The sequence below is a fragment of the Streptosporangium fragile genome (genome assembly GCF_039534445.1).
GTDB lineage: Bacteria > Actinomycetota > Actinomycetes > Streptosporangiales > Streptosporangiaceae > Streptosporangium > Streptosporangium fragile.
Window position 1 is genome coordinate 119,474 of record NZ_BAAAVI010000014.1, and the last position, 21,134, is coordinate 140,607.

The window sequence follows — 21,134 nt, forward strand, 5'->3', positions numbered from 1 at the left end:
GTCCATCCCTCCGAGCGCCCGGTTCTCCACCCCCCGGCTCTCGGACCGCTGGGACACCCGGCTCCTGGGACGCTTGGCCGTCGAGTCGGCGGACCACCGGGGCGTCCGCTGCCAGGACCGCTGGGACGCCCGCTTCCCGGGCCGCCTCCACCCCTCGGTCCACCTGGACACCCAGTTTCCGGGACGCTCGGCCGCCCGGCCCCAGTGCCGTCCGGCGACCGCGTCGCCAGGACGTTTGACCGACCAACTCGGCGACCGGTCACCTGCCGGCTTCGAGTGCTGGGTGGCGCCGACCGCCGCCACTCCGATGAGTAAAGCCAGCACACCGGCCCGCACAACGCTCATCCGGATACCCCCGCTTCTTCCTCGGTCGGGGGGCATACCTATACGAACGACTCTCTACCCGGAGAGACGGGACAGCTAACGACCGACGAAGATCATGCGGGCCGCCCGCGCGTTCCGCGAGAGCGCCCGCACTCACCGGACGGCGGGTGCGGACGGCTCTCCGTGATTCACGGAGAGCCGTTCCGGGGGGGCCGCCACGCGCGGGTCCGCCGACCCGGCGAAAGGCCGCGGTCAGGCGCGACGGGTCTTGGAGAGGGTCGCGTAGACGATGATGTTGTCGGTGTAGTGGCCGGTCTTGCTGTTGTAGACACCGCCGCAGGTGATCAGGCGGAGGGTGGCCTCGCCGGTGTTGCCGTAGACCCGCTTGGACGGGAACGCCTGCTTGCTGACCTGCTCGACGCCGTCGACCGTGAACTCGACGACGGCGCCGTCCGAGCGGGACACCTTGATCTTGTCGCCGCGGTGGAGCTCCTTCAGGCGGCTGAAGACGGCGGGCCCCTGGCGGTTGTTGACGTGGCCGAGGATCACCGAGGGCCCCTGCTGTCCGGGGATCGGGCCGTGCTTGTACCAGCCGGCCAGGTTGGGCTTGCTCAGCGGCGGAGTCTGGATCTCCCGCTTGGAGTCGACGCCGAGCGCCGTCAGCGGAGCCAGCACGCCGATCTTGGAGATGGCCAGCCGCCTGGGCTTCACACCGTCGCTCTTGAGCGGGGCCGGGGGCATGACGACGGGCAGCGGTGGCGGCGCCGTGGGTGCGGCGGCCGTCAGCGGCACGTTCGGACCGCCCGGCCCCACGGAGGACGGCACGGCACCGGCCGGGTTCGGAAGCTGCTGGCCGCCCTGAGCCTGCGGCGGCAGCGTGCTGTCGGCCGCCAACGGCACCGGGGGGCCGTACGGCTCGTCCTCGACCGCCGGCGTCAGGTACGCGAGCAGCCCCGCCATGATCACGCCCACGCCGCCGAGCGACCCGGCCACGAGCAGCGCCGGCATCAGCATGCCGCCCTTGCGCCTGGGCGCGGGCCCGCCGCCGTGGTAGGGATCGGGACCGCCCTGTACGGGTCCTTGGTACATCCGGAGCCCCCTTCAGCTATCCCTGTCCGCGCGCGTGCGCCGCGCGCCGTCTCGTCAACGCCACACCGCCCAGGACGCTTCCGGCCAGCATGGCCGTTCCCGCTCCGATGAGCCCCAGCCCGGAGCCCGGCTCCTCGGGCGCCTCACCGGTCTGGGCCCCGCCGCTGGGCGTGATGATCACCTGCGGGGTGGTGGGCGTTGGCCTGGTGGGGGTGACGGTGGCGGTGACGGTCAGCGTCGGCTTCGGCGTGGAGGTGATCGTGTTGGTGCCGTGCACCCCGTTCACCGGAGGAGTCGTCGTGCCGGTGCCGGTGGGGCTGGGCGAGGTGGTCGTGGGGGACGGGCTGGTCGTGGACGTCGTGGTGGGGGTGATCGTGGAAGTGGAGGTGTTCGTGGCCGTCGCCGTCGGGCTTCCCGAGCCCGACGGGTCGGGCGACTGGCTCGACCCGTCGGAGATGAGGACGTCCACCGAGACCGGCTTGCTGACGAGCGAGCACGTGGCCCGGTAGTCCTTCGGCGGGTTCTGCAGCTCCCTCGTGATCACCCGGAAGGCGTCGAGCTGCGCCCACTTGCCGTGCTCTTCGTTCACGACCTGGATGATGTGCTTGCCGTAGTTGAGGCCGCGGAAGCTCCACAGCGTCAGACCGCCCCGGTTGGCGTCGTTCGACGGCGTGCCGTCGGGCAGCTTCGAGGCGTCGATGGAGGCCGGCGTGGCGAGCTGGCCGTCGATGTAGAACTTGACCTTGCCCGCGCGGTAGTCGCGCTGGGCGACGTACTCGATCCCGGTGCCGGTGAACTGGAGAGAGGTCCTGGCGTTCCCCTCCACCGTGCGGTGGATGTCGTGGTGGTGGTCGTTGTTGTTCGCCGGCTGGTCGTTCAGGTCCTCCCAGAAGCCCGTCTCGTACTGCACCCGCGGGTCGTCGTCGTTGACCATGACCTCGCCGGCCGGCGGGGTGAAGTCCACGAACAGCTTCTGGGGCGTGACCTTGAGCGTGCCCGCCTTGGCGGTGTGGGCGGCGTCGGAGATCGTCTCGGGGAGCTTCAGGATGGTGCCGGGCTGGAGCTGGTTGGGCTGCTCCACGATTCCGATCGGCTGGAGGACGCCGGTCCAGATACCGGAGAGCTGCACCTCCCCGGTGACCTTGACCTTGGCGCCGGGAGCGAAGTAGTCCGGCGAGCCGAACCGGGTCGGGTCCTGCTTGTAGCCGAGCGTCCAGCCGATGCTGAGCGGCTCGCCGACCTTGAGCGTCGTGGGGATCGACACCTTCGTCCGCAGGTTGACCGTGCTGTTGTTCAGCGCGACTCCGCCGGTGCACGCGTAGTCGACCACGAGTTCGGCGTTGTTGGCGCGTGCCGGACCGGAGGGCAACGCGACCAGCGCACCGCCCAGCAGGCCCATGACGGAAATCGCGACAGACCTACGGAGTCCAGACCGCCACCGAACCACCACATACTCCGATCACGAGGGACGCCGGTCCCAGGTATGGCCATAGCAAACCAAGGGTAGATCGTACGGTTTACCCCGTCTCCGGCGCAGCGAGATGACGGTCACAGACGGAGACCGTGGCGGAGTTGTGATCTGCGCGTATCACCCCATTCCACCAATAAGCCCCACAGATGGTCGGAGGTGGGTGTACCTGCAAGTAACAGAATCGTATTCTGTTACTTGGATCCCAAGGAGGCAGACAATGCAGCGAGACCTCTTCGAGGAAGGGCACGAGCTCTTCCGCGAGACCGTGCGCGAGTTCCTGGCCCGCGAGGTGGCACCCCACCACTCCGGGTGGGAGAAGGACGGCATCGTCCCGCGAGAGGTGTGGAAGAAGGCCGGCGAGATCGGGATGTTCGGGTTCGGGGTGCCGGAGGAGTTCGGCGGCGCCGGGATCACGGACTTCCGCTACAACGCCGTGATCGTCGAGGAGATCATCGGAATCGGCGCGTCCGGCCTGGGCTTCTCGCTGCACAACGACGTGATGGCGCCGTACTTCGTCGACCTCACCGACGACGGGCAGAAGGCGCGCTGGCTGCCGGGCTTCGCCGCCGGGGAGCTCATCACCGCGGTCGCGATGACCGAGCCCGGCGCGGGCAGCGACCTGCAGGGCGTCCGGACGACCGCCGTGCGCGAGGGTGACCACTACGTCGTCAACGGGCAGAAGACCTTCATCACCAACGGCATCAACTCCGACCTGGTCGTGGTGGTCGCCAAGACCGACCCGGGGGCGGGCGCCCGCGGGATCTCACTGCTCGTGGTCGAGCGGGGCATGGAGGGCTTCACCCGGGGCCGCAACCTGGAGAAGATCGGCATGCACGCCCAGGACACGGCGGAGCTGTTCTTCGACAACGTGCGGGTCCCGGCGGCGAACCTGCTCGGCGGCGAGGAGGGGCAGGGCTTCTTCCAGCTCATGCGGAACCTGCCGCAGGAGCGCCTGTCGATCGCGGTGGCGGCGGTGGCGGCGGCGGAGACCGTGCTGAAGACCACGATCGAGTACTGCAAGAGCCGCACGGCCTTCGGCCGCACCATCGGCAGCTTCCAGAACACCCGGTTCGTCCTGGCGGAGCTGGACACCGAGGTGGAGATCGCCCGGCACTACGTGGACAAGTGCATCCGGGCGCTGAACGCCGGGCAGCTGAGCGTCGTGGACGCCGCCAAGGCCAAGTGGTGGACCACGGAGCTGCAGACCAAGGTCATCGACCGCTGCCTCCAACTGCACGGCGGCTACGGCTACATGACGGAGTACCCCGTCGCCAAGGCCTGGATGGACAGCCGCGTCCAGACCATCTACGGCGGCACCACCGAGATCATGAAGGAGATCATCGGCCGCTCCTTCGGTTTCTGACCTCCGGCGTCCCCGCACCCGCGCGGGGACACGGCAGCCGGGTCCAGGGCCCGCGGAGGACACGGCGGCCGGGCGGTGGCCCCCACGCCCGCGCGGGGACGCGGTCGCTGCAGCGGTAGGCCACGGCCGAGGAAGAGCGGCTCCCCCACCCGCGCGGGGACGCGACGTCCCCGCGCGGTAACACCCTCGGGCGCCGTCACTTCTTGACGTCGATGTCCTCGATCTGGACGACGGCCCCGTCCTTGATCGTCACCTTGGCGAAGAGGACGTCCCCCTTCCCGAGCGCCTTCCGCAACTGCTCCACGGAGCAGTCGCTCGACGCGCAGACCGTCCGCCGCTTGTCGAGCACGACCGTGTAGGGCAGCAGGAGCGCCTCCACCGCCTCGTCGCTCCCGGGGGTCACCGTGATCTTGTTGGCTCCCCGCGCGGCGAGCTGCCCGACGACCGTGGCGTCGGTGCCCCTGATTGCCGGCACGCTCGCCGACGGCGTCGCCGCGGGCGTGGAGACCTCCGCCGGCGCCGAGGGAGACGCGGATTCCTCGGCGGGGGCCGAGGGGGACGCCGGAGCGGACGCGGTCACGGTCACGGTGGCGGGCGCGACGGCCCCGGACGGACCGTCCCCGCCCGAGCAGGCGGACAGGCCCGTGGCGAGAGCGGCCACCAGGAGGATGTGCGTTGCCCTGAGCAATCTGTTCACGATGGGCAACGATCTCATGAGATCCGGGTGGCGCTGACCCACCGCGGGAACGGCACCGCCGACGCATACTGGTCAGCGGACCCTTTCCCGAGGTGGTGACGATGGACAGCGGGCTGATTCTGCTGGTGTTCCTGGCGTTCCTGTTCGCCTGGGGCCTGAACCGGGTACGGCGAGCCCTCCGGCTCGGCCCGGTCGCGTACGCCGGTGTCATGGTCGCGTTCGTCATCGTGATGCTCGCCATCTGGGGGCAGACCTTCCGTTAGGCCCGCACCGCAGGTCCCCGCCGGGGGAGCGAGCGGGCGCGTCCGCGGGGGCGCCGTCGGCGGCCCACCCCACCACCTTCACGCGGACGCCCCGGCGGCCCGCCCCCAGGTCTGCGCGGACGCCTCCAGGTCTGCGCGGCCCAGGTCTACGCGGAAGCCCCCAGGTCTACGCGGACGCCTCCAGCAGCACGGCCGCGACCAGCTCCGGGTCGTCGGTCATCGGAAGGTGACCGCAGCCCTTGAGCACCTTCACCCGCTGTCCCGACCACCGGGCGGCCCGCACGGCCTGCCGCCGGAGGAGCAGCCGGTCGTGCTCGCCCCAGGCGATCGTGACGGGCGCCTTCGGCGGGGCGGGCGGCATCAACCACGCGAACGACTCGAGGGTCTCGTCGAACCCTCGGGCGTCCCGCAGCGCCTGGGAGGCCGCGAGCAGCGCCTGCGGGGGGAGCCGGGAGGGGCGGGCCACCAGGAGACCGGCGGAGAGGATCCGGCCCAGGGGGTTCGTGGCGGCGGCATGGGCGCGCTCGGGCGGGATCGCACGGGCCGACGCCCGGGTCGCCCGCAGGACGGCCCGCGCGTACGCGAGTTCGGTACAGCTCCAGAATCCGGCGGGCGAGAGCGCGGTGGCCGTGCGGACCACGCCCCGGGCGGCCAGTTCGAGGGCGAGGTAACCCCCCAGCGAGTTACCCGCCACGTGGGGGTCGCGCAGCCCGAGCAGCGCGCAGAAGGACTCGATCGCGTCGGCGAGGGTCTCCGCCGTGTACGGCGTGCCGGACGGCAGCGGCGGCGAGACACCGAAGCCCGGCAGGTCGACGGCGATCACGTCCCGCTCGGCGGCGAGACGGTCCATCACCGGCAGCCACGCCTGCCAGTGATGCCCGATGCCGTGCAGCAGGATCAGGGGTGCCCCCGTCCCGCGGCGTTCGAAGGCAAGCTCCATGCCCCCGAGTCAAGCATCGTTGGGAAGACCGATCCAGTCCTGCCGCGCCGGCTCAGCGCGACTTCGTGGGGATCTCGAACCAGACGGCCTTGCCCTCCTTGGTCGGGCGCGAGCCCCAGCGCTTGGCGAGCTGGTCGACGAGGTACAGACCGCGCCCGCCCTCGTCGTTCTCACCGGCGCTGCGGATGCGCGGCAGCCGCAGGTCCTGGTCGAAGACCTCGACCCAGACGGACTCGCCGCCGCGGCGGAGGCGGAGGGTGAACTCCTTCTCGTTGACGACCTCGTCTTCGAAGCCGGGGATGTCCCATGACTCGTCGAACGGCAGAGGGGGGCCGTCCATCGTCAGCTCCCGGCGCGGGATGCTGGCGCTGGCGGCGTGCAGCACGACGTTGGTCACGACCTCGGAGACGAGCAGGCAGGCCAGCTCGGCGCGCTCCTCGGGGACGTTCCACTCGGCGAACGCCTCCGACGCCATCCGGCGGGCCTCGCCCACCATGATCGGTTGGGCCGGGAAGGTGCGCTCCTGGACGTCCAGGTTCTCGGGGGCGGACCTGACCACCAGGATGGCCATGTCGTCGTCGATCTCGCCGGGCACCGCGACGGTCGCGGCGTCGGCGATGCGCTCCACGGAGGCGTCGCTGATCTCGACGAGCCTGTCGCAGAGGAGCGCGAGGGTCTCCTCCACGTTGGGGGGCCGGCCGTCGGCGTCGCGGAGGGGACGGCGGTCGACCAGTCCGTCGGTGTACAGCAGCAGCGCGGCCCCGGGGGGCAGCGTGCGGGTCTCCTCCTTGTAGACCAGGTCGGCGTGGAGGCCCTTGGCCCGCACGCCCAGCGGCTGGCCGACCTCGTGGATGTCGAGCTCGGTGCAGGTGTCGCCGATGAGCAGCAGCGGCGGGGCGTGGCCGGCGTTGGCGAACGACAGCTGCCGTGACCAGGCGTCGTACACCAGGTACTGGCACGTGACGATGGGCGGGACGCTGACGTCGGTGCCGCTCTCGTCCTGCTCGGGGGTGGCGATGATGCGCGTCCACTCGTCGAGTCTGGCGAGGATCTCCGCGGGCGGCTTGTCGTCCTGGGCGAAGGCCCGCAGGGCGGCCCGCAGCTGCCCCATGACGGCCGCGGCCTTGGCGCCGCGGCCCTCGACGTCGCCGATGACGATGCCCACCCGGCCCGCCGACAGCGGGATGACGTCGTACCAGTCACCGCCGACCTGGGTCTGGATGCCCTGCCCGTGGCTGGCCAGGGGCGCGGCCGGGTAGTAGCGGACCGCGATCTCCAGCCCGTCGAGCTGCGGCAGCGCGCGGGGAAGCAGGTGCTTCTGGAAGGACTCGGCGGTGTGCCGCTCCTCCTCGAACAGCAGCGCGTTGTCGACGGCCAGGGCGACCCGGGTGGCGATGGCCCCCACGAAGTCGCGGTCGAAGGCGTCGTAGTGCGGGCTGCGCCGGTCGGTCAGGTTGGACAGCCCCAGGTACATCAGCCCGAGGGTCTCGCCCCGCACGGACAGCGGCGCCACGATGGCCGAGGTCATGCCGATCTCGGCGGCCAGGCGGGTGTTGGCCTCGCCGGGACTGGGATAGTTGGTCTGCGAGAAGTCCTCGACGAGGATCGTCTCCTGACGGCGCAGCGCGATGTCGGCGTAGTGCCCCGTCGGGTAGCGGATCTCCGCCCCGATCGGCGCCCAGGTGTTGGGCGGCGGGCTCCAGCCCCGGACGTGGGTGGAGACCCTGCGGATCAGCCGGTCGCCCTCCATCAACTCGATGAAGCAGTGGTCGGCGAACTGCGGGACCAGCATCTCGGCGACGCGCTTGAGCGTCTCCTCCACGTAGAGGGAGCCGGCGAGCCGCTCCCCGATCCGCTCGAGAAGGCCGAAGCGGTCTTTCTCCCGCTCGTTGCTGCGCATCGCCTCGCGGGCGGTGATGACGATGCCCGTCACCGACCCGGAGGGATGTCGCAGCGGCACGGCCTGGGCGCGGACGTAGATGATCGTCCCGTCTCCGCGCCTGACGTCGAACGTGCCCTCCCAGACGCCGCCTTTGAGCACGTGTTTGGAGAGCTCGACCGCGAGCGGGTGATCCTTCTCCATGATGCCCAGGGAGAGGGACTGGTCGCGGGGCCCCGACGTGCCGGGGCGCCCGAACAGCCTCTCCGCGAACGGATTCCAGTAGAGCAGGTTGCTGAACCGGTCGGTGACCACCACCGCCATCTCAGCCTGGTCCAGGACGGAACCAGCCGTAAGGTAATCGGCGGCGTCCTGGGAAACATCCCCCCACCGCTTCATCCGGTGACCGCCCCTCGGGGGCGGATGTGCACAAAGCGAACCACGGTTGCTCCTGCTGCCGTCTCGGTCTGGGAGTGGAGGGACTCCCGAACGGGATTCAACCAACAAGCAGAGGGGCCTTGGTCAGCGCGTGGAGACGAAGACATGCGCGGCAATGTCTCGCGGCAGAACCGCTGGAGAATTGTCCGCTTCGTCGTCACCTGTCACCCGCACACCGTCGTCGCTCGCCGCGAGCGTTACCTCGCGTCCGGGTTGTATCCCAACTTGCTTGAGTTTAAGCATCACAGCCGGATCGCTTTGCACTTGTTCGCTAATTCGCCGCACGACAACGGGTATATCTCTGGGTCCCGCCAGGGCGGCCATCGACGGCAGCGACTCCTGGCGGCCGTCGGAGACGCCGGAGACACCCAGCTCCTCCAGCCCCGGAATGGGATTGCCGTGCGGGTCCTGGGTGGGGTGGTTGAGCAGGCTGACCAGCCGCGCCTCCACCGATTCGGACATGACGTGCTCCCAGCGGCACGCCTCGATGTGCACCTCCTCCCAGGGGAGGCCGATCACCTGGGTGAGGAGACACTCGGCGAGACGGTGCTTGCGCATGACGCGGGTGGCGAGCGTGCGGCCAAGATCGGTCATGGTCAGGTGGCGGTCGCCCTCGACACGGACCAGACCGTCGCGCTCCATGCGGGCGACCGTCTGGCTGACGGTGGGACCGCTCTGCTGCAGCCGCTCGGCGATGCGCGCGCGCAGAGGGACAATGCCCTCCTCTTCGAGCTCGAAGATCGTACGAAGGTACATCTCCGTGGTGTCGATCAGGCCGTGTGCGGTCAAGGTTCCTCCCGTCCTCTCTCGATGCTACGTCCATCGCACGGTGTTCCCGAGGGGCCGGCGCGGAACTAGGAAGTCTGGACTCAGACCCTATTGGGAGATGCGCACGCGATGACAAAGGACGGCAACACCCCGGGGTGGGAAATCCTTCCCGACCTGCCTAAAGGCTTCTGACGACCGGACGGTATTTTCTGAAAGCCGGCACGGCGAGTCCCACGGCGAGCACGGTCACCGCGCAGGCGATCCCGCCGCCCACCCACGCCCCCGTGGCGCCGAACCACGACGCGGTGGCCCCGGCCCGCAGATCTCCCAGCCGGGGGCCTCCGGCCACGACCACCATGAACACGCCCTGCATCCTCCCCCGCATGTCGTCGGGCGCGTGGGTCTGCAGGATCGTCTGCCGCCAGACCGCGGAGATCATGTCGGCGGCCCCGCCGAACGCCAGCAGCGCGACCATCAGCCAGAGCTGGCCGACGAGCCCGGCGGCGGCCACGGAGAGCCCCCAGGCGGCGATGACGTAGGTGAGCGCGAGCCCCTGGCGCCGGACCCGGCCCACCCAGCCCGACAGCAGGCCGCCGAGCACCGAGCCGATGGCCATGCTCGCCGAGAGCCAGCCGAACGCGACCGGCGAACCGGCGAACCGCTCGTCGACGATCTCCGGGAACAGCGCCCTGGGCAGCGCGAACGCCATGGCGATGATGTCCACGACGAACGACATCAGCACGATCGGGTGCCCGGCGACGTAGCGCAGGCCCTCCACGACCGACCGCAGGCCCGGCCGGGTCGTCTTGCCGAGCGGCTCCAGCCGCGGCAGCCGCACCGCGGCGTAGAAGCCCGAGCCGAAGAGCACCGCGTCGATCAGATAGGCGGTGACGGCGCTGCCCCGGGCGAGCACGACCCCGCCCAGGAGCGGCCCGATCACGGTGCCGAGGCCGCCCACCAGGTAGCTGAGCGTGTTGGCCGCCGGGACCAGATCCGCGGGGATGAGCCTGGGGATGATGGCGTTCCTCGTCGGCCCGGTGATGGCGAACCCGGTGGCGTGCACGGCCACGACGGCCAGCAGCAGGCCGACGTTCGTGCTGCCCAGCGCGGCCAGGGCCACGAGGGCGAGCGTCGCGGACCAGGCGATCACCGAGCCGGCCAGGAGCAGCTTGCGCCGGTCCACCGCGTCGGCGACGGCCCCGCCCCAGAGCCCGAAGACGACCAGGGGGATCAGGTTGGCGGGGCCGAGCATGCCGACCCAGAAGGACGAATCGGTGATCTCGTAGATCTGGTGGCTGACCGCGACGGAGGTGAGCTGGAATCCGATGTACGACACGCCCTGCCCGGCCCAGAGCCGCCGGTAGGCGGGGATGCCGAGCGGGCGCGTGTCGGCGGCATGCCTGCGGACGAAGTCCCCGAACCCCACGCCGCTCCCCCTCTACCCGCCAGACATATGTGGATATATCAGTAAATGGAAGGCCGGGTGTCAGGGGGCCAGGCGTTCGATGATCCAGGAGGAACCCGAGCGACGGTAACGGAGACGGTCATGCATGCGGTCAGTCCGGCCCTGCCAGAACTCCACCTCGGCCGGCACCACCCGGAACCCGCCCCAGAAGTCGGGGATCGGCGGGTCGTCCGGCCAGCGGGCCGCCAGCTCCTCGTAGCGGGCGTCCAGCTCCTCCCGGGAGTGCACGACCGCCGACTGCCGCGACGCCCAGGCCCCGATCCGGGACCCGTACGGGCGGGACCTGAAGTAGGCGGCCGACTCCTCACGCGGCAGTCGCACGGCCGTCCCCTCCACCCGGACCTGGCGGCGGATGGAGTGCCAGGGGAAGAGCAGGGCGGCACGCGGGTTCTCCGTGAGGTCGCGGCCCTTGCGCGACTCGTAGTTGGTGTAGAAGACGAACCCGTTCTCGTCGTAGCCCTTCAGCAGCACGGTCCTGGCCGTCGGCCGGCCACCCGCCGAGGCGGTGGCGAGGACGGTCGCGTTCGGTTCGGGGAGCCCGGCGTCCACGGCCTCGCCGAACCAGAGGGCGAACTGCGAGACGGGGTCGGGCGCGAGGTCTGCCTCCAGCAGGGGCAGTCCTTCATAGGTGCGGCGGAGTCCCGCCAGGGAAGGCGGTCGCGAGGTGGCATCCACGGGAAGGTATTCTCGCGTGCCGAGCTGGAGGTACGCGCGGTGCCCCCTACCTGGGACGTTCGCGTTTCGACGGGTCCGGCAGCACACCGCTTCGACCCAGGGGGTTGAATATGACCCGCCGGTATCTCGACATCAAGGCTTTGACTTCAAGAAAGGGAGGCGGCCGAGAATGTCCGACTTCAAACCCGGGCTCGAGGGCGTAGTAGCCTTCGAGACGGAGATCGCGGAACCGGACAAAGAAGGGGGCGCCCTGCGGTACCGGGGCGTCGACATCGAAGAGCTGGTCGGCCGCGTCTCCTTTGGACACGTGTGGGGCCTGCTCGTCGACAACAAGTTCCAGCCGGGGCTCCCCCCGGCCGAGCCTTACCCCATTCCTGTCCACTCCGGTGACATCCGCGTCGACGTACAGAGCGCGCTGGCCATCCTGGCGCCCTCGTACGGCTTCAAGCCGCTGCTCGACATCGACGACACGCAGGCGCGCGAGGACCTGGCCAGGGCCAGCGTCACCGCGCTGAGCTTCGTCGCCCAGTCCGCCCGCGGGCTCGGCAAGCCGATGGTCCCGCAGAGCGAGGTCGACAAGGGCCAGAGCATCGTCGAGCGGTTCATGATCCGCTGGCAGGGTGAGCCCGACCCCAAGCATGTCAAGGCCATCGACGCCTACTGGACGTCCGCGGCCGAGCACGGCATGAACGCCTCGACGTTCACCGCCCGCGTCATCGCGTCCACCGGCGCCGACGTGGCGGCGGCGCTGAGCGGCGCGGTCGGCGCGATGTCCGGTCCGCTGCACGGCGGGGCCCCGGCCCGCGTGCTGCACATGATCGAGGGCGTCGAGCAGGTCGGCGACGCCAAGAAGTACGTCCAGTCGGAGCTCGACAAGGGCCAGCGCCTGATGGGCTTCGGCCACCGCGTCTACCGCGCCGAGGACCCCCGGGCGCGCGTGCTCCGCCGCACCGCCAAGGAGCTCGACGCACCGCGCTACGAGGTGGCCGCGGCGCTGGAGAAGGCCGCCCTGGAGGAGCTGCACGCCCGCAAGCCCGACCGGGTGCTCGCCACCAACGTCGAGTACTGGGCGGCGGTCATCCTGGACTTCGCCCAGGTTCCCGCGTCCATGTTCACCTCGATGTTCACCTGCGCCCGCACCGCGGGCTGGGCCGCCCACATCCTTGAGCAGAAGCGCACGGGCAGGCTGGTCCGCCCCAGCGCCAACTACGTGGGTCCGCCGCAGCGCTCGGTGCACGACGTCCCCGGTGCCGCCGAGGTCATCGGCACCTTCTGACCGGTCTCCCGTACGGCTGTCGCGCGTCGTCCCGCGCGGCAGCCGTCGCACGTCCGGCCCCGGCCCCGGCACCGAGCCGTCCGGGCCCCGGACGCCGGGCGGCCCGGCCGTCCGCCCGCGGGTCGCGGCCTCCCCGTCCCGCGCCGAGGGCCGGTTTCGGCCCGCATTCCCGTCTCAGAATCCGGACCCTGTCCTGGATCGATCCGCGGGCTCAGTAGGCTGGTCAGGTGGCTGACATCGTGATTCCCTCTGACATCAAGCCCGCCGACGGCCGTTTCGGCTGCGGGCCCTCGAAGGTGCGCCCCGAGCAGCTCGCGGCTCTCGCGGCCTCCGGATCCAGCGTGATGGGCACCTCCCACCGCCAGAAGCCGGTCAAGTCGCTCGTCGGGCGCGTCCGCGCGGGGCTGTCGGAGCTGTTCTCCCTTCCCGAGGGGTACGAGGTCGTCCTCGGCAACGGCGGCACGACCGCGTTCTGGGACATCGCCGCCTTCGGGCTCATCCGTGAGAAGTCGCAGCACCTGCACTTCGGCGAGTTCTCCTCCAAGTTCGCCGCCGTGGCGGCGAAGGCCCCGTGGCTGGCCGGCCCGAGCGTCATCAAGTCGGAGGTCGGCACCCACCCCGAGGCCCGCGCGGAGGAGGGCGTCGACGTCTACGCCCTCACCCACAACGAGACCTCGACCGGCGTCGCCATGCCCATCAAGCGCGTGGGCCAGGAGGGCTCGCTCGTGCTCGTCGACGCCACCTCCGGCGCCGGCGGCCTGCCCGTCGAGGCGAGCGAGTTCGACGTCTACTACTTCGCCCCGCAGAAGAGCTTCGCCTCCGACGGCGGCCTGTGGATCGCCCTCATGTCGCCGGCCGCGCTGGCCCGGGTGGACGAGATCGCCTCCAGCGGTCGCTACATCCCCGAGTTCTTCAGCCTGCCGGTGGCGATCGACAACTCGTCCAAGGACCAGACCTACAACACCCCGGCCGTGGCCACGCTGTTCCTGCTCGCCGACCAGATCGAGTGGATGAACGGCAACGGCGGCCTGGCCTGGACGACCGCCCGCTCGGCCGACTCGGCCCAGCGTCTCTACACGTGGGCGGAGAAGACCTCCTACACCACCCCGTTCGCCGGGCCGGAGTTCCGCTCCAACGTCGTCGGCACGATCGACTTCGCCGACGGGGTCGACGCCTCCGCGGTGGCCAAGATCCTGCGCGCCAACGGCATCGTCGATACCGAGCCCTATCGCAAGCTCGGCCGCAACCAGCTGCGCGTCGCGATGTTCCCGGCCATCGACCCCGATGACATCGAGGCCCTGACCACCTGCATCGACTACGTGGTCGAGCGCCTCTGACGACGTGCTCGGGCGGGGGCCGGCACCCGGCTCCCGCCCGCGACGGCCCGGTCAGACTCCCCGGCCCGCCCGGCGGCCGGGTCCGTGAGCCTGGGGCAGCACCGTGGTGCCCTGGTTCTGCGCGTGGGCCCGCTCCCCCGCGCGCCGGGCGAGCTCGTGCAGCAGGCGCAGGGCGTCGTCCGGATCCACCCCCTCGGCGAAGCGCGAGAGCACCGGGGCCCGGTCGGGGCTGTCGGCCAGGGCGTCCAGCATCAGCCCGGCGACGTGCTCGTCCCGGGAGCGGCTGGCGGTGTAGCGGAAGGCGTTGCGTGCGGGCGCCCGCTGGAGCAGCCCCTTCCTGACGAGCCGCTCGGCGACGGTCTGCACCGTGGTGTACGCCAGCGGGCGTTCGGCCTCCTCATTGAGCATGTTCTGCACCTGGCGGACCAGCAGCGGCTCCTCGCAACCCCACAGCACATCCATGATCGCGCGTTCCAGGGATCCCAGATTCACCTGCGCCCACCTTCCGAGGGTCACGCCCGGCGACGCAGGCCCTCTGGAACATGGACGGGCACGGAGCCAGGCAAGTTCGCATCGTGAAATTTGGTCACATTGTCACTTAAATCCCCCGAGGCGGCCATAGCCGGGCGTGATCTGTAGAGTCACCTCCCGCACGACCGGCAGCAATCAGGGGAGTTCAGCGCGCGAGTCCGGCCACGGGACCGCCTCGCTTCCCGGGCTCGGCCGGCCCGTCCCGGCGTACCGCCCCGCGGCGGGGACAGGACCCTCCGGCCTCAGAACTCGTCGGCGCCGGTGACCTGGGCGATGGGGAAGACGTGACGCGAGGCGGCGCAGACGGTCTCCAGGGTGTGCACCGGGGTGCCGTCGTCGGAGTAGGCGGCGCGCAGGATCTGCACGACCCACTCCCCCGGGTCGAGGTGGAGGGTCTCGGCCTCGGACGGCGTCGGCGGGCGGGCGACCAGATACTCCTCCGCGTGGCCGAACCGGTGACCGAGGGCCTCGATCCCCGCCTGCAGGCTCGGCCGGAGGAATCCGGGGTCCGTCAGCGGGGTGCCGCCGAAGAGGTCGAGACGCAGGTAGCTGGTGGCGATCCGCACGGGCACCCCGTCGGCGGACATCATTTTCCGCCGGGCCAGGACCTCGGTGCCGGGCTCGACGCGCAGGGCGGCGGCGACGTGGTCGGCGGCCCGCTCCGGGCCCACGTAGAGCATGCGGCGCGAGGGGCGGACACCCTGCCGCTCGGACTCGGCCATGAACAGCGACGCCGACCCCCGCACGGCCGGTTCGGTGGGCAGCGTCCGCCGGACCAGCACGCGGGGCTCCCCCCGCCCTCCCGGAGACGCGCCCCCCACTCCGCCGACCGCCGTGACATCGGTCACGATCTCACCCCCACGCGTACCGGCCCTCCTGGAGGATGGCACTCCAGATCGACCTTATTCGATCCAGGAGGGCTCCTCTCCCCCGGATCACCCCTCCCCCGACCCCCGGGGCCCGTAAAGCCTTCCACAGCTCGCACAGGCCCGCGCAGCCGTACGGCGGAAGGCGGGCGGGCGGCGCGGCCCGGCGAACGACGGCGGGAGGCCGGGACGGCGCCTCGAACCCGGGGACCCGGGCGGCGCCCCGGGGCGGGGGCCGGAGAGGCCGGCGGGAGAGGGCTAGTACGGGGAGACCGCCGGGCGGCGCTTGCGGCGCACGACCCAGGCCGCGACGACGCCGCCGACGAGACCGAACAGGTGGCCCTGCCAGGAGATGCCGTCCTCGCCCGGGAGCACGCCCCAGATGATCGAGTAGTAGGCGATCGCCACGCCGACGCCGATCACGATGTCGAGGGCCCGCCGGTCGAACAGGCCCCGGGCCACGACGAAGCCGAAGTAACCGAAGACCAGGCCGCTCGCGCCGACCGTGACGGCCGTCGGCGAGCTGGTGAACCAGACGCCCAGGCCGCTGACGAGAACGATGATCAGACTGGCGGCCAGGAAGCGGCCGATGCCGCGGAGCGCGGCGAAGAACCCGAGGATCAGCAGGGGCAGCGAGTTGGCCATCAGGTGGCCGAAGCCGCCGTGCAGGAAGGGGGCGAGGAAGATGCCGCCCAGCCCTTCCGGGTCCCAGGCCCGGATGCCGTAGAGGTCGAACTCGCCCGGCAGCACATAGTCGGCGACCTCGACCACCCACATGACCGCGACCAGGAGGATGTTGACGATCGCGGCGCCCACGGCGCCCACGGCCAGGTTTCCGGCTCTGCGTTTGAGGTGCGCGCCGGAGGGTCGGCCGGTGGGGGTCATCCCGGTCGAGTAGTCGTTCATGCACTCTCCTGGCCTCGGAGGGGTCGAGTGGCTGTCAAGTGCCCCCGCCGCACCTGTCCACACCTTTACCGTACGCACTCCGGGCCATGAACGCGCCGGGCGCGACCCGTCGGATCGCGCCCGGCGCGCGGAGAGGTGAGGGACCTGCCCGCCCCGCCGCGGAAGATCCCGTCCTCCCGGAGGCTCCGGGGAGTCCCCGGTTCCGGGAGAACGGCGCGCGAAGACCTACTCGCCCTTCCACCGGGGGGCGCGCTTCTCGGCGAAGGCCGCCGCGCCCTCCATCGCGTCCTTGGAGCCGAACACCGGATTGATGATCTCCGCCTGCTTCTTGAACATCTCGTCCCTGCTCCAGTCGGCGGACTCGACGATCACCCGCTTGGTCGCGGCGAGCGCCAGCGGAGCGTTGGCGGCGATCTTCTTGGCGAGCTCGACCGCCCTGGCCAGCGCCTCACCCACGGGCGTGACGTGGTTGACCAGGCCGACCTCGTACAGCCGGGAGGCCGGGAAGTGATCGCCGGTCAGGGCGATCTCCATCGCGATGTGGTACGGGATGCGCCGGGGCAGCCGCATTATCCCGCCCGCCCCCGCGACCAGGCCGCGCTTGGGCTCGGGCAACCCGAACGTGGCCTCCTCGGAGGCGACGATGATGTCGCAGGCCAGCGCCAGCTCGCAGCCTCCGGCCAGGGCGTAGCCCTCGATGGCGGCGATGATCGGCTTCTTCGGCGGCGCCTCGACGATCCCGCCGAAACCCCTGCCTTCCAGGACCGGGAAGTCCCCGCTGAGGAAACCCTTCAGGTCCATGCCCGCCGAGAACGTGCCGCCCGCGCCGGTGAGGACGTAGGCCGCCACGTCCTTGCGCTCCTCCAGCTCGTCCAGCGCGGCGGCGATGCCCCGGGCGACCGCGCCGTTGACGGCGTTCCTGGCCTGGGGGCGGTTGATCGTGATGACGGCGACCCCGCCGTCGACGTCGACCAGAACCTCGTCAGACACCGGGTGACTCCTACTTGGGCTGGAAGCGGATGCCGCCGTCGAAACGGATCGTCTCGGCGTTCATGTAGTCGTTCTCGATCAGCGAGCGGACCAGGTGCGCGAACTCCGAGGCCTGGCCCATGCGCTTGGGGAAGACCACCGGGGCCACGAGCTTGGCCTTGAACTCGTCGGCGTTGGCCGAGAAGCCGTAGATCGGGGTGTCGATGATGCCCGGGCAGATCGTGTTGACGCGGACGCCGATGGCGGCGAGGTCACGCGCGGCCGGGACGGTCATGCCGACGATCCCGCCCTTGGACGCCGAGTAGGCCACCTGGCCGGTCTGCCCCTCCAGCGCCGCCACCGAGGCGGTGTTGATCACGACACCGCGCTGGCCGTCCGCGTCGACCGGCTCCGTCTTCGCGATCGCCGCGGCGCCGATGCGCATGAGGTTGAAGGTGCCGATCAGGTTGACCTCGATGACCTTTCGGTAGGAGGCCAGGTCGTGGGGCGAGCCGTCGCGGTTGACGGTCCTGCTCGCCCAGCCGATGCCCGCGCTGTTCACCACGACGCGCAGCGGCTTGCCGGTCGCCACGGCCGCGTCGACGGCTGCCTGCACCTGCTCCTCGTCGGACACGTCCGTCTTGACGAAGACGCCCCCGAGCTCGTCGGCCAGGGACTTGCCGCGCTCCTCGTTGAGGTCGGCGATGACGACCGTGACGCCGTGCGCGGCGAGGTCGCGGGCCGTGGCCTCACCGAGACCGCTGGCGCCACCCGAGATGATTGCTGCTGCTCCGTTCAGGTCCATGAGCGGACTCTAACGCGGAGACCGAATGAAGTTCTACTCGGGGTGGGCTAAATCTCTCCGACGGCGCTGCCCACGTCGGGGTAGACCTTTATCCGCCGGTCGAGGCCGGTCGTCCGCAGGATCCGGGCCACCGGCGCCTGGGGCGCGGCCAGGCAGACGCCGCCGCCCTCCCCGGTGGCCAGGCGCCACGCCTCGATCAGGACGGACAGTCCGCTGGAGTCCATGAACGACAGGTCCGTGAGATCCAGGACGAGCCGGGCGCCGTCCATTTTGATCGCGTCACGGACCTCGTCCCGCAGGAAGGGAGCGGTGAACAGGTCGAGTTCGCCCTCGACGGCCACCACCACGGCGTCACCGACGGCGCGGCGAGCCAGCCGTAGCTTCATCAGTCCTCCTCGCGCCCACAGGGCAGACCCACTTTACTTCGCCGTCGCCCGGCACGAGGTCATGCGCGGTCCTCCCCGGGAAGTTCCCGTCAGGGCGGTGCGAAACCGTAGGGCAGTTCGAGCCGGTGGGCGGCCAGGAGCCCGGCGTCGGAGAGGATCTCACGGGTCGGGCCGTCGGCGGCGATCACGCCATCGGAGAGGATGAGCGCGCGCTCGCACAGCTCCAGCGCGTAGGGCAGGTCGTGGGTGACCATCAGGACGGTCACGTCGAGCGCCCTGAGGATCTCGGCCAGCTCACGGCGGGAGGCCGGGTCGAGATTGGACGACGGCTCGTCCAGCACCAGGATCTCCGGCTCCATGGCCAGCACGGTGGCCACCGCCACCCGGCGGCGCTGGCCGAAGGACAGGTGGTGCGGCGGCCGGTCGATCGCCTCCAGCATCCCCACGCGCTCCAGCGCGTCCTTGACACGGTGCTCCAGTTCCTCGCCCGTCACCCCCAGGTTGGCCGGGCCGAAGGCCACGTCCTCGCGGACGGTCGGCATGAAGAGCTGGTCGTCGGGGTCCTGGAAGACCAGGCCGACCCGCCGGCGGATCTCCCGGAGCGTGCCCTTCTCCACCGGCAGCCCGGCCACGGTCACCGTGCCGTGCCCGGCGGTCAGGATGCCGTTGAGATGCATGACCAGCGTGGTCTTGCCGGCGCCGTTCGGCCCGAGCAGCGCCACCCGCTCCCCGCGCTCCACCCGGAAGTCCACGCCGAACAGCGCCTGCGTGCCGTCCGGGTACGCGTACGCCAGGCGGCGCACCTCCAGCGAAGGCGCCGTGCCAACCGGTGTCATGCCAGCCCCCAGGTCCCGAGCAGTACGGCGAGCGCCGCGCCCGGCAACATACCCGCCACGAGCCACTGCCGCGACGAGGCGGCCAGATCCTGGATGACCGGCATCGAGCCGGTGTAGCCGCGGCTGAGCATCGCCAGGTGCACCCGCTCGCCCCGCTCGTACGAGCGGATGAACAGCGCCCCGGCCGACCGGGCGATCACCGGGATGTGCCGCACGTCCCGCGCCACGAACCCCCTCGACTCCCTGGCCACCCGCATCCGGCGCATCTCCTCCAGGATCACGTCCATGTAGCGGAGCATGAACATGGCGATCTGCACCAACAGCGGCGGGAGCCGCAGCCGCTGCGCGCCCAGGAGCATCAGCCGGGGCTCCGTGGTGGCCGCCAGCAGGATGCTCGCGACCACGCCCAGGGTGGCCTTGGCCAGGATGTTCCAGGCGGCCCAGAGCCCCTCGACGCTGAGTGACACCCCCAGCACGGCCACCCGCTCGCCGATCCCGATGAAGGGGACGGCCAGCGCGAACGCCACGAACGGGATCTCGACCGCCATGCGCCGCAGCACGAAGCCCGGCGGGACACGCGCGGCGTACGCCGCACCGGCCAGCAGCGCGGCGTACAGGCCGAAGGCCCCGAACCACTCGCGCGGGGTGGCCACGACCACCAGGGCGAACCCGGCCGCCGCCGCCAGCTTGCACTGGGGCGGCAGCCGGTGCACGGGCGTGTCGCCCGGCCGGTAGAGCTGGTGGTGATGACCCGCGCCCACTAGGCGGAGACCTTGCCTTCGGCGGTTCCGGCGGTTCCGGCGCCCCCGGTCTCCCCGGCCTTCCCCCGGCGGCGGACGGCGACGAAGAGCCCTCCCCCGGCCACGAGGGTCGCCCCGACGCCGATGAGACCGGCCACGCCGACTGGGATGCCACCCGCCTCGCCGTAGTCGGCCAGCGGCTGCTCGCCCAGCGCGTGATCGGTGGCCTGGCCGATGAAACCCTTGTCCTCGGCGACCCGCTCCAGGCCGTCGGGCGAGGAGGAGGCGTAAAAACTGACGACGCCCGCCAGCAGCGCCGCGACCACGACGCCCGCCGGCAGGAACCAGCGACGCCCGCCCGGGGCGACCGGCGCCGGCGACCGCCCGGCGACCGTGATGTCGCCGTCGGCGCCGCGCAGGAGCAGCGGCGCGGCCAGCCCCCGCGCGCCGTAGACGAGGTCGGGACGGACCGCCAGCACGGTGCTGACGGTGACCGCGGTGATCAGGCCCTCCCCGACGCCGATGAGCAGGTGGACGCCGCCCATGGCCGCGGCGACCGTACCGACCTCGACGGGCGCGGTGCCGCCGATCCAGAACAGCAGCGTGAAGGCCAGTGCCGTGGCGGGCACGGAGAGCAGCGCGGCGGCGAACGAGGCCGCCACGACGGCCGGCCTGCTCCTCGCGCTCCGGGTGATCAGGCGGAAGACGCCCCAGCCGACCAGGACGGCGACGACCCCCATGAGTGTGATGTTGACGCCGAGCGCGGTCAGGCCGCCGTCGGCGAAGAAGAATCCCTGCACCAGGAGGACCACGGCGATGCACAGCACGGCCGTGTAGGGGCCCACGAGTATCGCGGCGAGCGCGCCGCCGAGAAGGTGCCCGCTCGTCCCCGCGGCCACCGGGAAGTTGAGCATCTGCACGGCGAAGACGAAGGCGGCGACGAGGCCCGCCATGGGAGCGGTCCGGTCGTCCAGCTCACGGCGCGCACCACGCAGGCAGACCGAGACACCGGCCGCCGCGACCGCTCCCGCCGAGATGGACACGGCCGCGTTGAAAAAACCGTCCGGTACGTGCACGTCAAGCCTCCGAAGCGCGGATTTGACCCCACTT

General features: G+C 71.1%; 22 protein-coding genes. 4 read left to right on the top strand and 18 right to left on the bottom strand.

The features are described from left to right. From ABD841_RS12145 to ABD841_RS12155, 3 genes are all read right to left on the bottom strand, one after another. The coding region (locus ABD841_RS12145) for a hypothetical protein (RefSeq protein ID WP_344970675.1) at window positions 1–345 on the bottom strand (345 nt) is incomplete at its 3' end. Between the two features lie 231 nt (window positions 346–576). Further along, a complete protein-coding gene (locus ABD841_RS12150) occupies window positions 577–1,413 on the bottom strand; it encodes a class F sortase (RefSeq protein ID WP_344970676.1) in 837 nt (278 codons plus the stop codon). A gap of 16 nt (window positions 1,414–1,429) precedes the next feature. Further along, a complete protein-coding gene (locus tag ABD841_RS12155; RefSeq protein ID WP_344970678.1) occupies window positions 1,430–2,812 on the bottom strand; it encodes a hypothetical protein in 1,383 nt (460 codons plus the stop codon). Window positions 2,813–3,101: 289 nt separating this feature from the next. Between ABD841_RS12155 and ABD841_RS12160 the strand changes: the two genes are divergently transcribed. Continuing rightward, window positions 3,102–4,247, top strand: a complete 1,146-nt coding sequence (locus ABD841_RS12160; RefSeq protein WP_344970680.1) for an acyl-CoA dehydrogenase family protein — start codon at window positions 3,102–3,104, stop codon at window positions 4,245–4,247. Between the two features lie 196 nt (window positions 4,248–4,443). On the opposite strand, the gene ABD841_RS12165 is transcribed toward ABD841_RS12160, so the two are convergent. Then, on the bottom strand, window positions 4,444–4,944 hold the full coding sequence (locus ABD841_RS12165) for a hypothetical protein (protein WP_344970682.1): 501 nt from the start codon (window positions 4,942–4,944) through the stop codon (window positions 4,444–4,446). A gap of 101 nt (window positions 4,945–5,045) precedes the next feature. Between ABD841_RS12165 and ABD841_RS12170 the strand changes: the two genes are divergently transcribed. Beyond that, entirely contained in the window at window positions 5,046–5,207 is a 162-nt protein-coding gene (locus ABD841_RS12170) for a hypothetical protein (RefSeq protein WP_344970683.1), read from the top strand. Window positions 5,208–5,373: 166 nt separating this feature from the next. On the opposite strand, the gene ABD841_RS12175 is transcribed toward ABD841_RS12170, so the two are convergent. The 5 genes from ABD841_RS12175 to pdxH all read right to left on the bottom strand — a co-directional run bounded on the left by ABD841_RS12175 (window position 5,374) and on the right by pdxH (window position 11,372). Further along, a complete protein-coding gene (locus tag ABD841_RS12175; RefSeq protein WP_344970685.1) occupies window positions 5,374–6,147 on the bottom strand; it encodes an alpha/beta fold hydrolase in 774 nt (257 codons plus the stop codon). Between the two features lie 52 nt (window positions 6,148–6,199). Beyond that, window positions 6,200–8,425: an ATP-binding SpoIIE family protein phosphatase gene (locus ABD841_RS12180; protein WP_344970686.1), complete on the bottom strand. Its 2,226-nt coding sequence runs from the start codon at window positions 8,423–8,425 to the stop codon at window positions 6,200–6,202. Between the two features lie 123 nt (window positions 8,426–8,548). Beyond that, window positions 8,549–9,253 carry an iron-dependent transcriptional repressor DtxR gene (locus ABD841_RS12185; RefSeq protein ID WP_344970688.1) on the bottom strand — a complete coding sequence of 235 codons (705 nt, stop codon included), beginning with the start codon at window positions 9,251–9,253 and terminating at the stop codon, window positions 8,549–8,551. A 157-nt stretch (window positions 9,254–9,410) separates the two neighbouring features. After that, entirely contained in the window at window positions 9,411–10,658 is a 1,248-nt protein-coding gene (locus ABD841_RS12190) for an MFS transporter (RefSeq protein WP_344970689.1), read from the bottom strand. Between the two features lie 60 nt (window positions 10,659–10,718). Further along, a complete protein-coding gene (gene pdxH, locus ABD841_RS12195; protein ID WP_344970690.1) occupies window positions 10,719–11,372 on the bottom strand; it encodes a pyridoxamine 5'-phosphate oxidase in 654 nt (217 codons plus the stop codon). Window positions 11,373–11,541: 169 nt separating this feature from the next. Here pdxH and ABD841_RS12200 point away from each other — a divergent pair, with 169 nt between their 5' ends. After that, window positions 11,542–12,648: a citrate synthase 2 gene (locus tag ABD841_RS12200; protein WP_344970691.1), complete on the top strand. Its 1,107-nt coding sequence runs from the start codon at window positions 11,542–11,544 to the stop codon at window positions 12,646–12,648. A gap of 227 nt (window positions 12,649–12,875) precedes the next feature. Next, window positions 12,876–13,985 carry a phosphoserine transaminase gene (gene serC / locus ABD841_RS12205; protein WP_344970693.1) on the top strand — a complete coding sequence of 370 codons (1,110 nt, stop codon included), beginning with the start codon at window positions 12,876–12,878 and terminating at the stop codon, window positions 13,983–13,985. Between the two features lie 51 nt (window positions 13,986–14,036). Here serC and ABD841_RS12210 read toward each other — a convergent pair whose 3' ends face one another. The 9 genes from ABD841_RS12210 to ABD841_RS12250 form a co-directional block, all read right to left on the bottom strand. Continuing rightward, on the bottom strand, window positions 14,037–14,477 hold the full coding sequence (locus tag ABD841_RS12210) for a BlaI/MecI/CopY family transcriptional regulator (protein ID WP_344970695.1): 441 nt from the start codon (window positions 14,475–14,477) through the stop codon (window positions 14,037–14,039). A 281-nt stretch (window positions 14,478–14,758) separates the two neighbouring features. Further along, window positions 14,759–15,364 (bottom strand): GntR family transcriptional regulator, encoded by a 606-nt coding sequence (locus tag ABD841_RS12215; RefSeq protein WP_344970697.1) that lies wholly within the window; start codon window positions 15,362–15,364, stop codon window positions 14,759–14,761. 276 nt (window positions 15,365–15,640) lie between these two features. Beyond that, entirely contained in the window at window positions 15,641–16,288 is a 648-nt protein-coding gene (locus ABD841_RS12220) for a rhomboid family intramembrane serine protease (RefSeq protein WP_344970699.1), read from the bottom strand. 225 nt (window positions 16,289–16,513) lie between these two features. Continuing rightward, window positions 16,514–17,278, bottom strand: a complete 765-nt coding sequence (locus tag ABD841_RS12225) for a crotonase/enoyl-CoA hydratase family protein (protein ID WP_344970701.1) — start codon at window positions 17,276–17,278, stop codon at window positions 16,514–16,516. A 10-nt stretch (window positions 17,279–17,288) separates the two neighbouring features. Then, a complete protein-coding gene (locus ABD841_RS12230; protein WP_344970703.1) occupies window positions 17,289–18,062 on the bottom strand; it encodes an SDR family NAD(P)-dependent oxidoreductase in 774 nt (257 codons plus the stop codon). A gap of 47 nt (window positions 18,063–18,109) precedes the next feature. Then, window positions 18,110–18,448 (bottom strand): STAS domain-containing protein, encoded by a 339-nt coding sequence (locus tag ABD841_RS12235; RefSeq protein ID WP_344970706.1) that lies wholly within the window; start codon window positions 18,446–18,448, stop codon window positions 18,110–18,112. An 89-nt stretch (window positions 18,449–18,537) separates the two neighbouring features. Further along, window positions 18,538–19,284 carry an energy-coupling factor ABC transporter ATP-binding protein gene (locus ABD841_RS12240; RefSeq protein WP_344970708.1) on the bottom strand — a complete coding sequence of 249 codons (747 nt, stop codon included), beginning with the start codon at window positions 19,282–19,284 and terminating at the stop codon, window positions 18,538–18,540. Then, window positions 19,281–20,045, bottom strand: a complete 765-nt coding sequence (gene cbiQ / locus ABD841_RS12245; protein ID WP_344970710.1) for a cobalt ECF transporter T component CbiQ — start codon at window positions 20,043–20,045, stop codon at window positions 19,281–19,283. Before cbiQ ends, ABD841_RS12240 begins: the two co-directional genes overlap by 4 nt. Beyond that, window positions 20,045–21,100, bottom strand: coding sequence for an energy-coupling factor ABC transporter permease (locus tag ABD841_RS12250; RefSeq protein WP_344970712.1), 1,056 nt, complete (start codon window positions 21,098–21,100; stop codon window positions 20,045–20,047). The genes cbiQ and ABD841_RS12250 overlap by 1 nt, the downstream gene beginning before the upstream one ends. Window positions 21,101–21,134 lie beyond the last annotated feature (34 nt).

Bases quoted from the DNA above. Each gene is read 5' to 3' on its own strand.
- ABD841_RS12235 (WP_344970706.1), bottom strand. From the start codon at position 18,448: ATGAAGCTACGGCTGGCTCGCCGCGCCGTCGGTGACGCCGTGGTGGTG.
- ABD841_RS12160 (WP_344970680.1), top strand. From the start codon at position 3,102: ATGCAGCGAGACCTCTTCGAGGAAGGGCACGAGCTCTTCCGCGAGACC.
- ABD841_RS12240 (WP_344970708.1), bottom strand. From the start codon at position 19,284: ATGACACCGGTTGGCACGGCGCCTTCGCTGGAGGTGCGCCGCCTGGCG.
- ABD841_RS12230 (WP_344970703.1), bottom strand. From the start codon at position 18,062: ATGGACCTGAACGGAGCAGCAGCAATCATCTCGGGTGGCGCCAGCGGT.
- ABD841_RS12200 (WP_344970691.1), top strand. From the start codon at position 11,542: ATGTCCGACTTCAAACCCGGGCTCGAGGGCGTAGTAGCCTTCGAGACG.
- ABD841_RS12150 (WP_344970676.1), bottom strand. From the start codon at position 1,413: ATGTACCAAGGACCCGTACAGGGCGGTCCCGATCCCTACCACGGCGGC.
- ABD841_RS12155 (WP_344970678.1), bottom strand. From the start codon at position 2,812: ATGGGCCTGCTGGGCGGTGCGCTGGTCGCGTTGCCCTCCGGTCCGGCA.
- ABD841_RS12170 (WP_344970683.1), top strand. From the start codon at position 5,046: ATGGACAGCGGGCTGATTCTGCTGGTGTTCCTGGCGTTCCTGTTCGCC.
- ABD841_RS12180 (WP_344970686.1), bottom strand. From the start codon at position 8,425: ATGAAGCGGTGGGGGGATGTTTCCCAGGACGCCGCCGATTACCTTACG.
- ABD841_RS12175 (WP_344970685.1), bottom strand. From the start codon at position 6,147: ATGGAGCTTGCCTTCGAACGCCGCGGGACGGGGGCACCCCTGATCCTG.
- ABD841_RS12220 (WP_344970699.1), bottom strand. From the start codon at position 16,288: ATGAACGACTACTCGACCGGGATGACCCCCACCGGCCGACCCTCCGGC.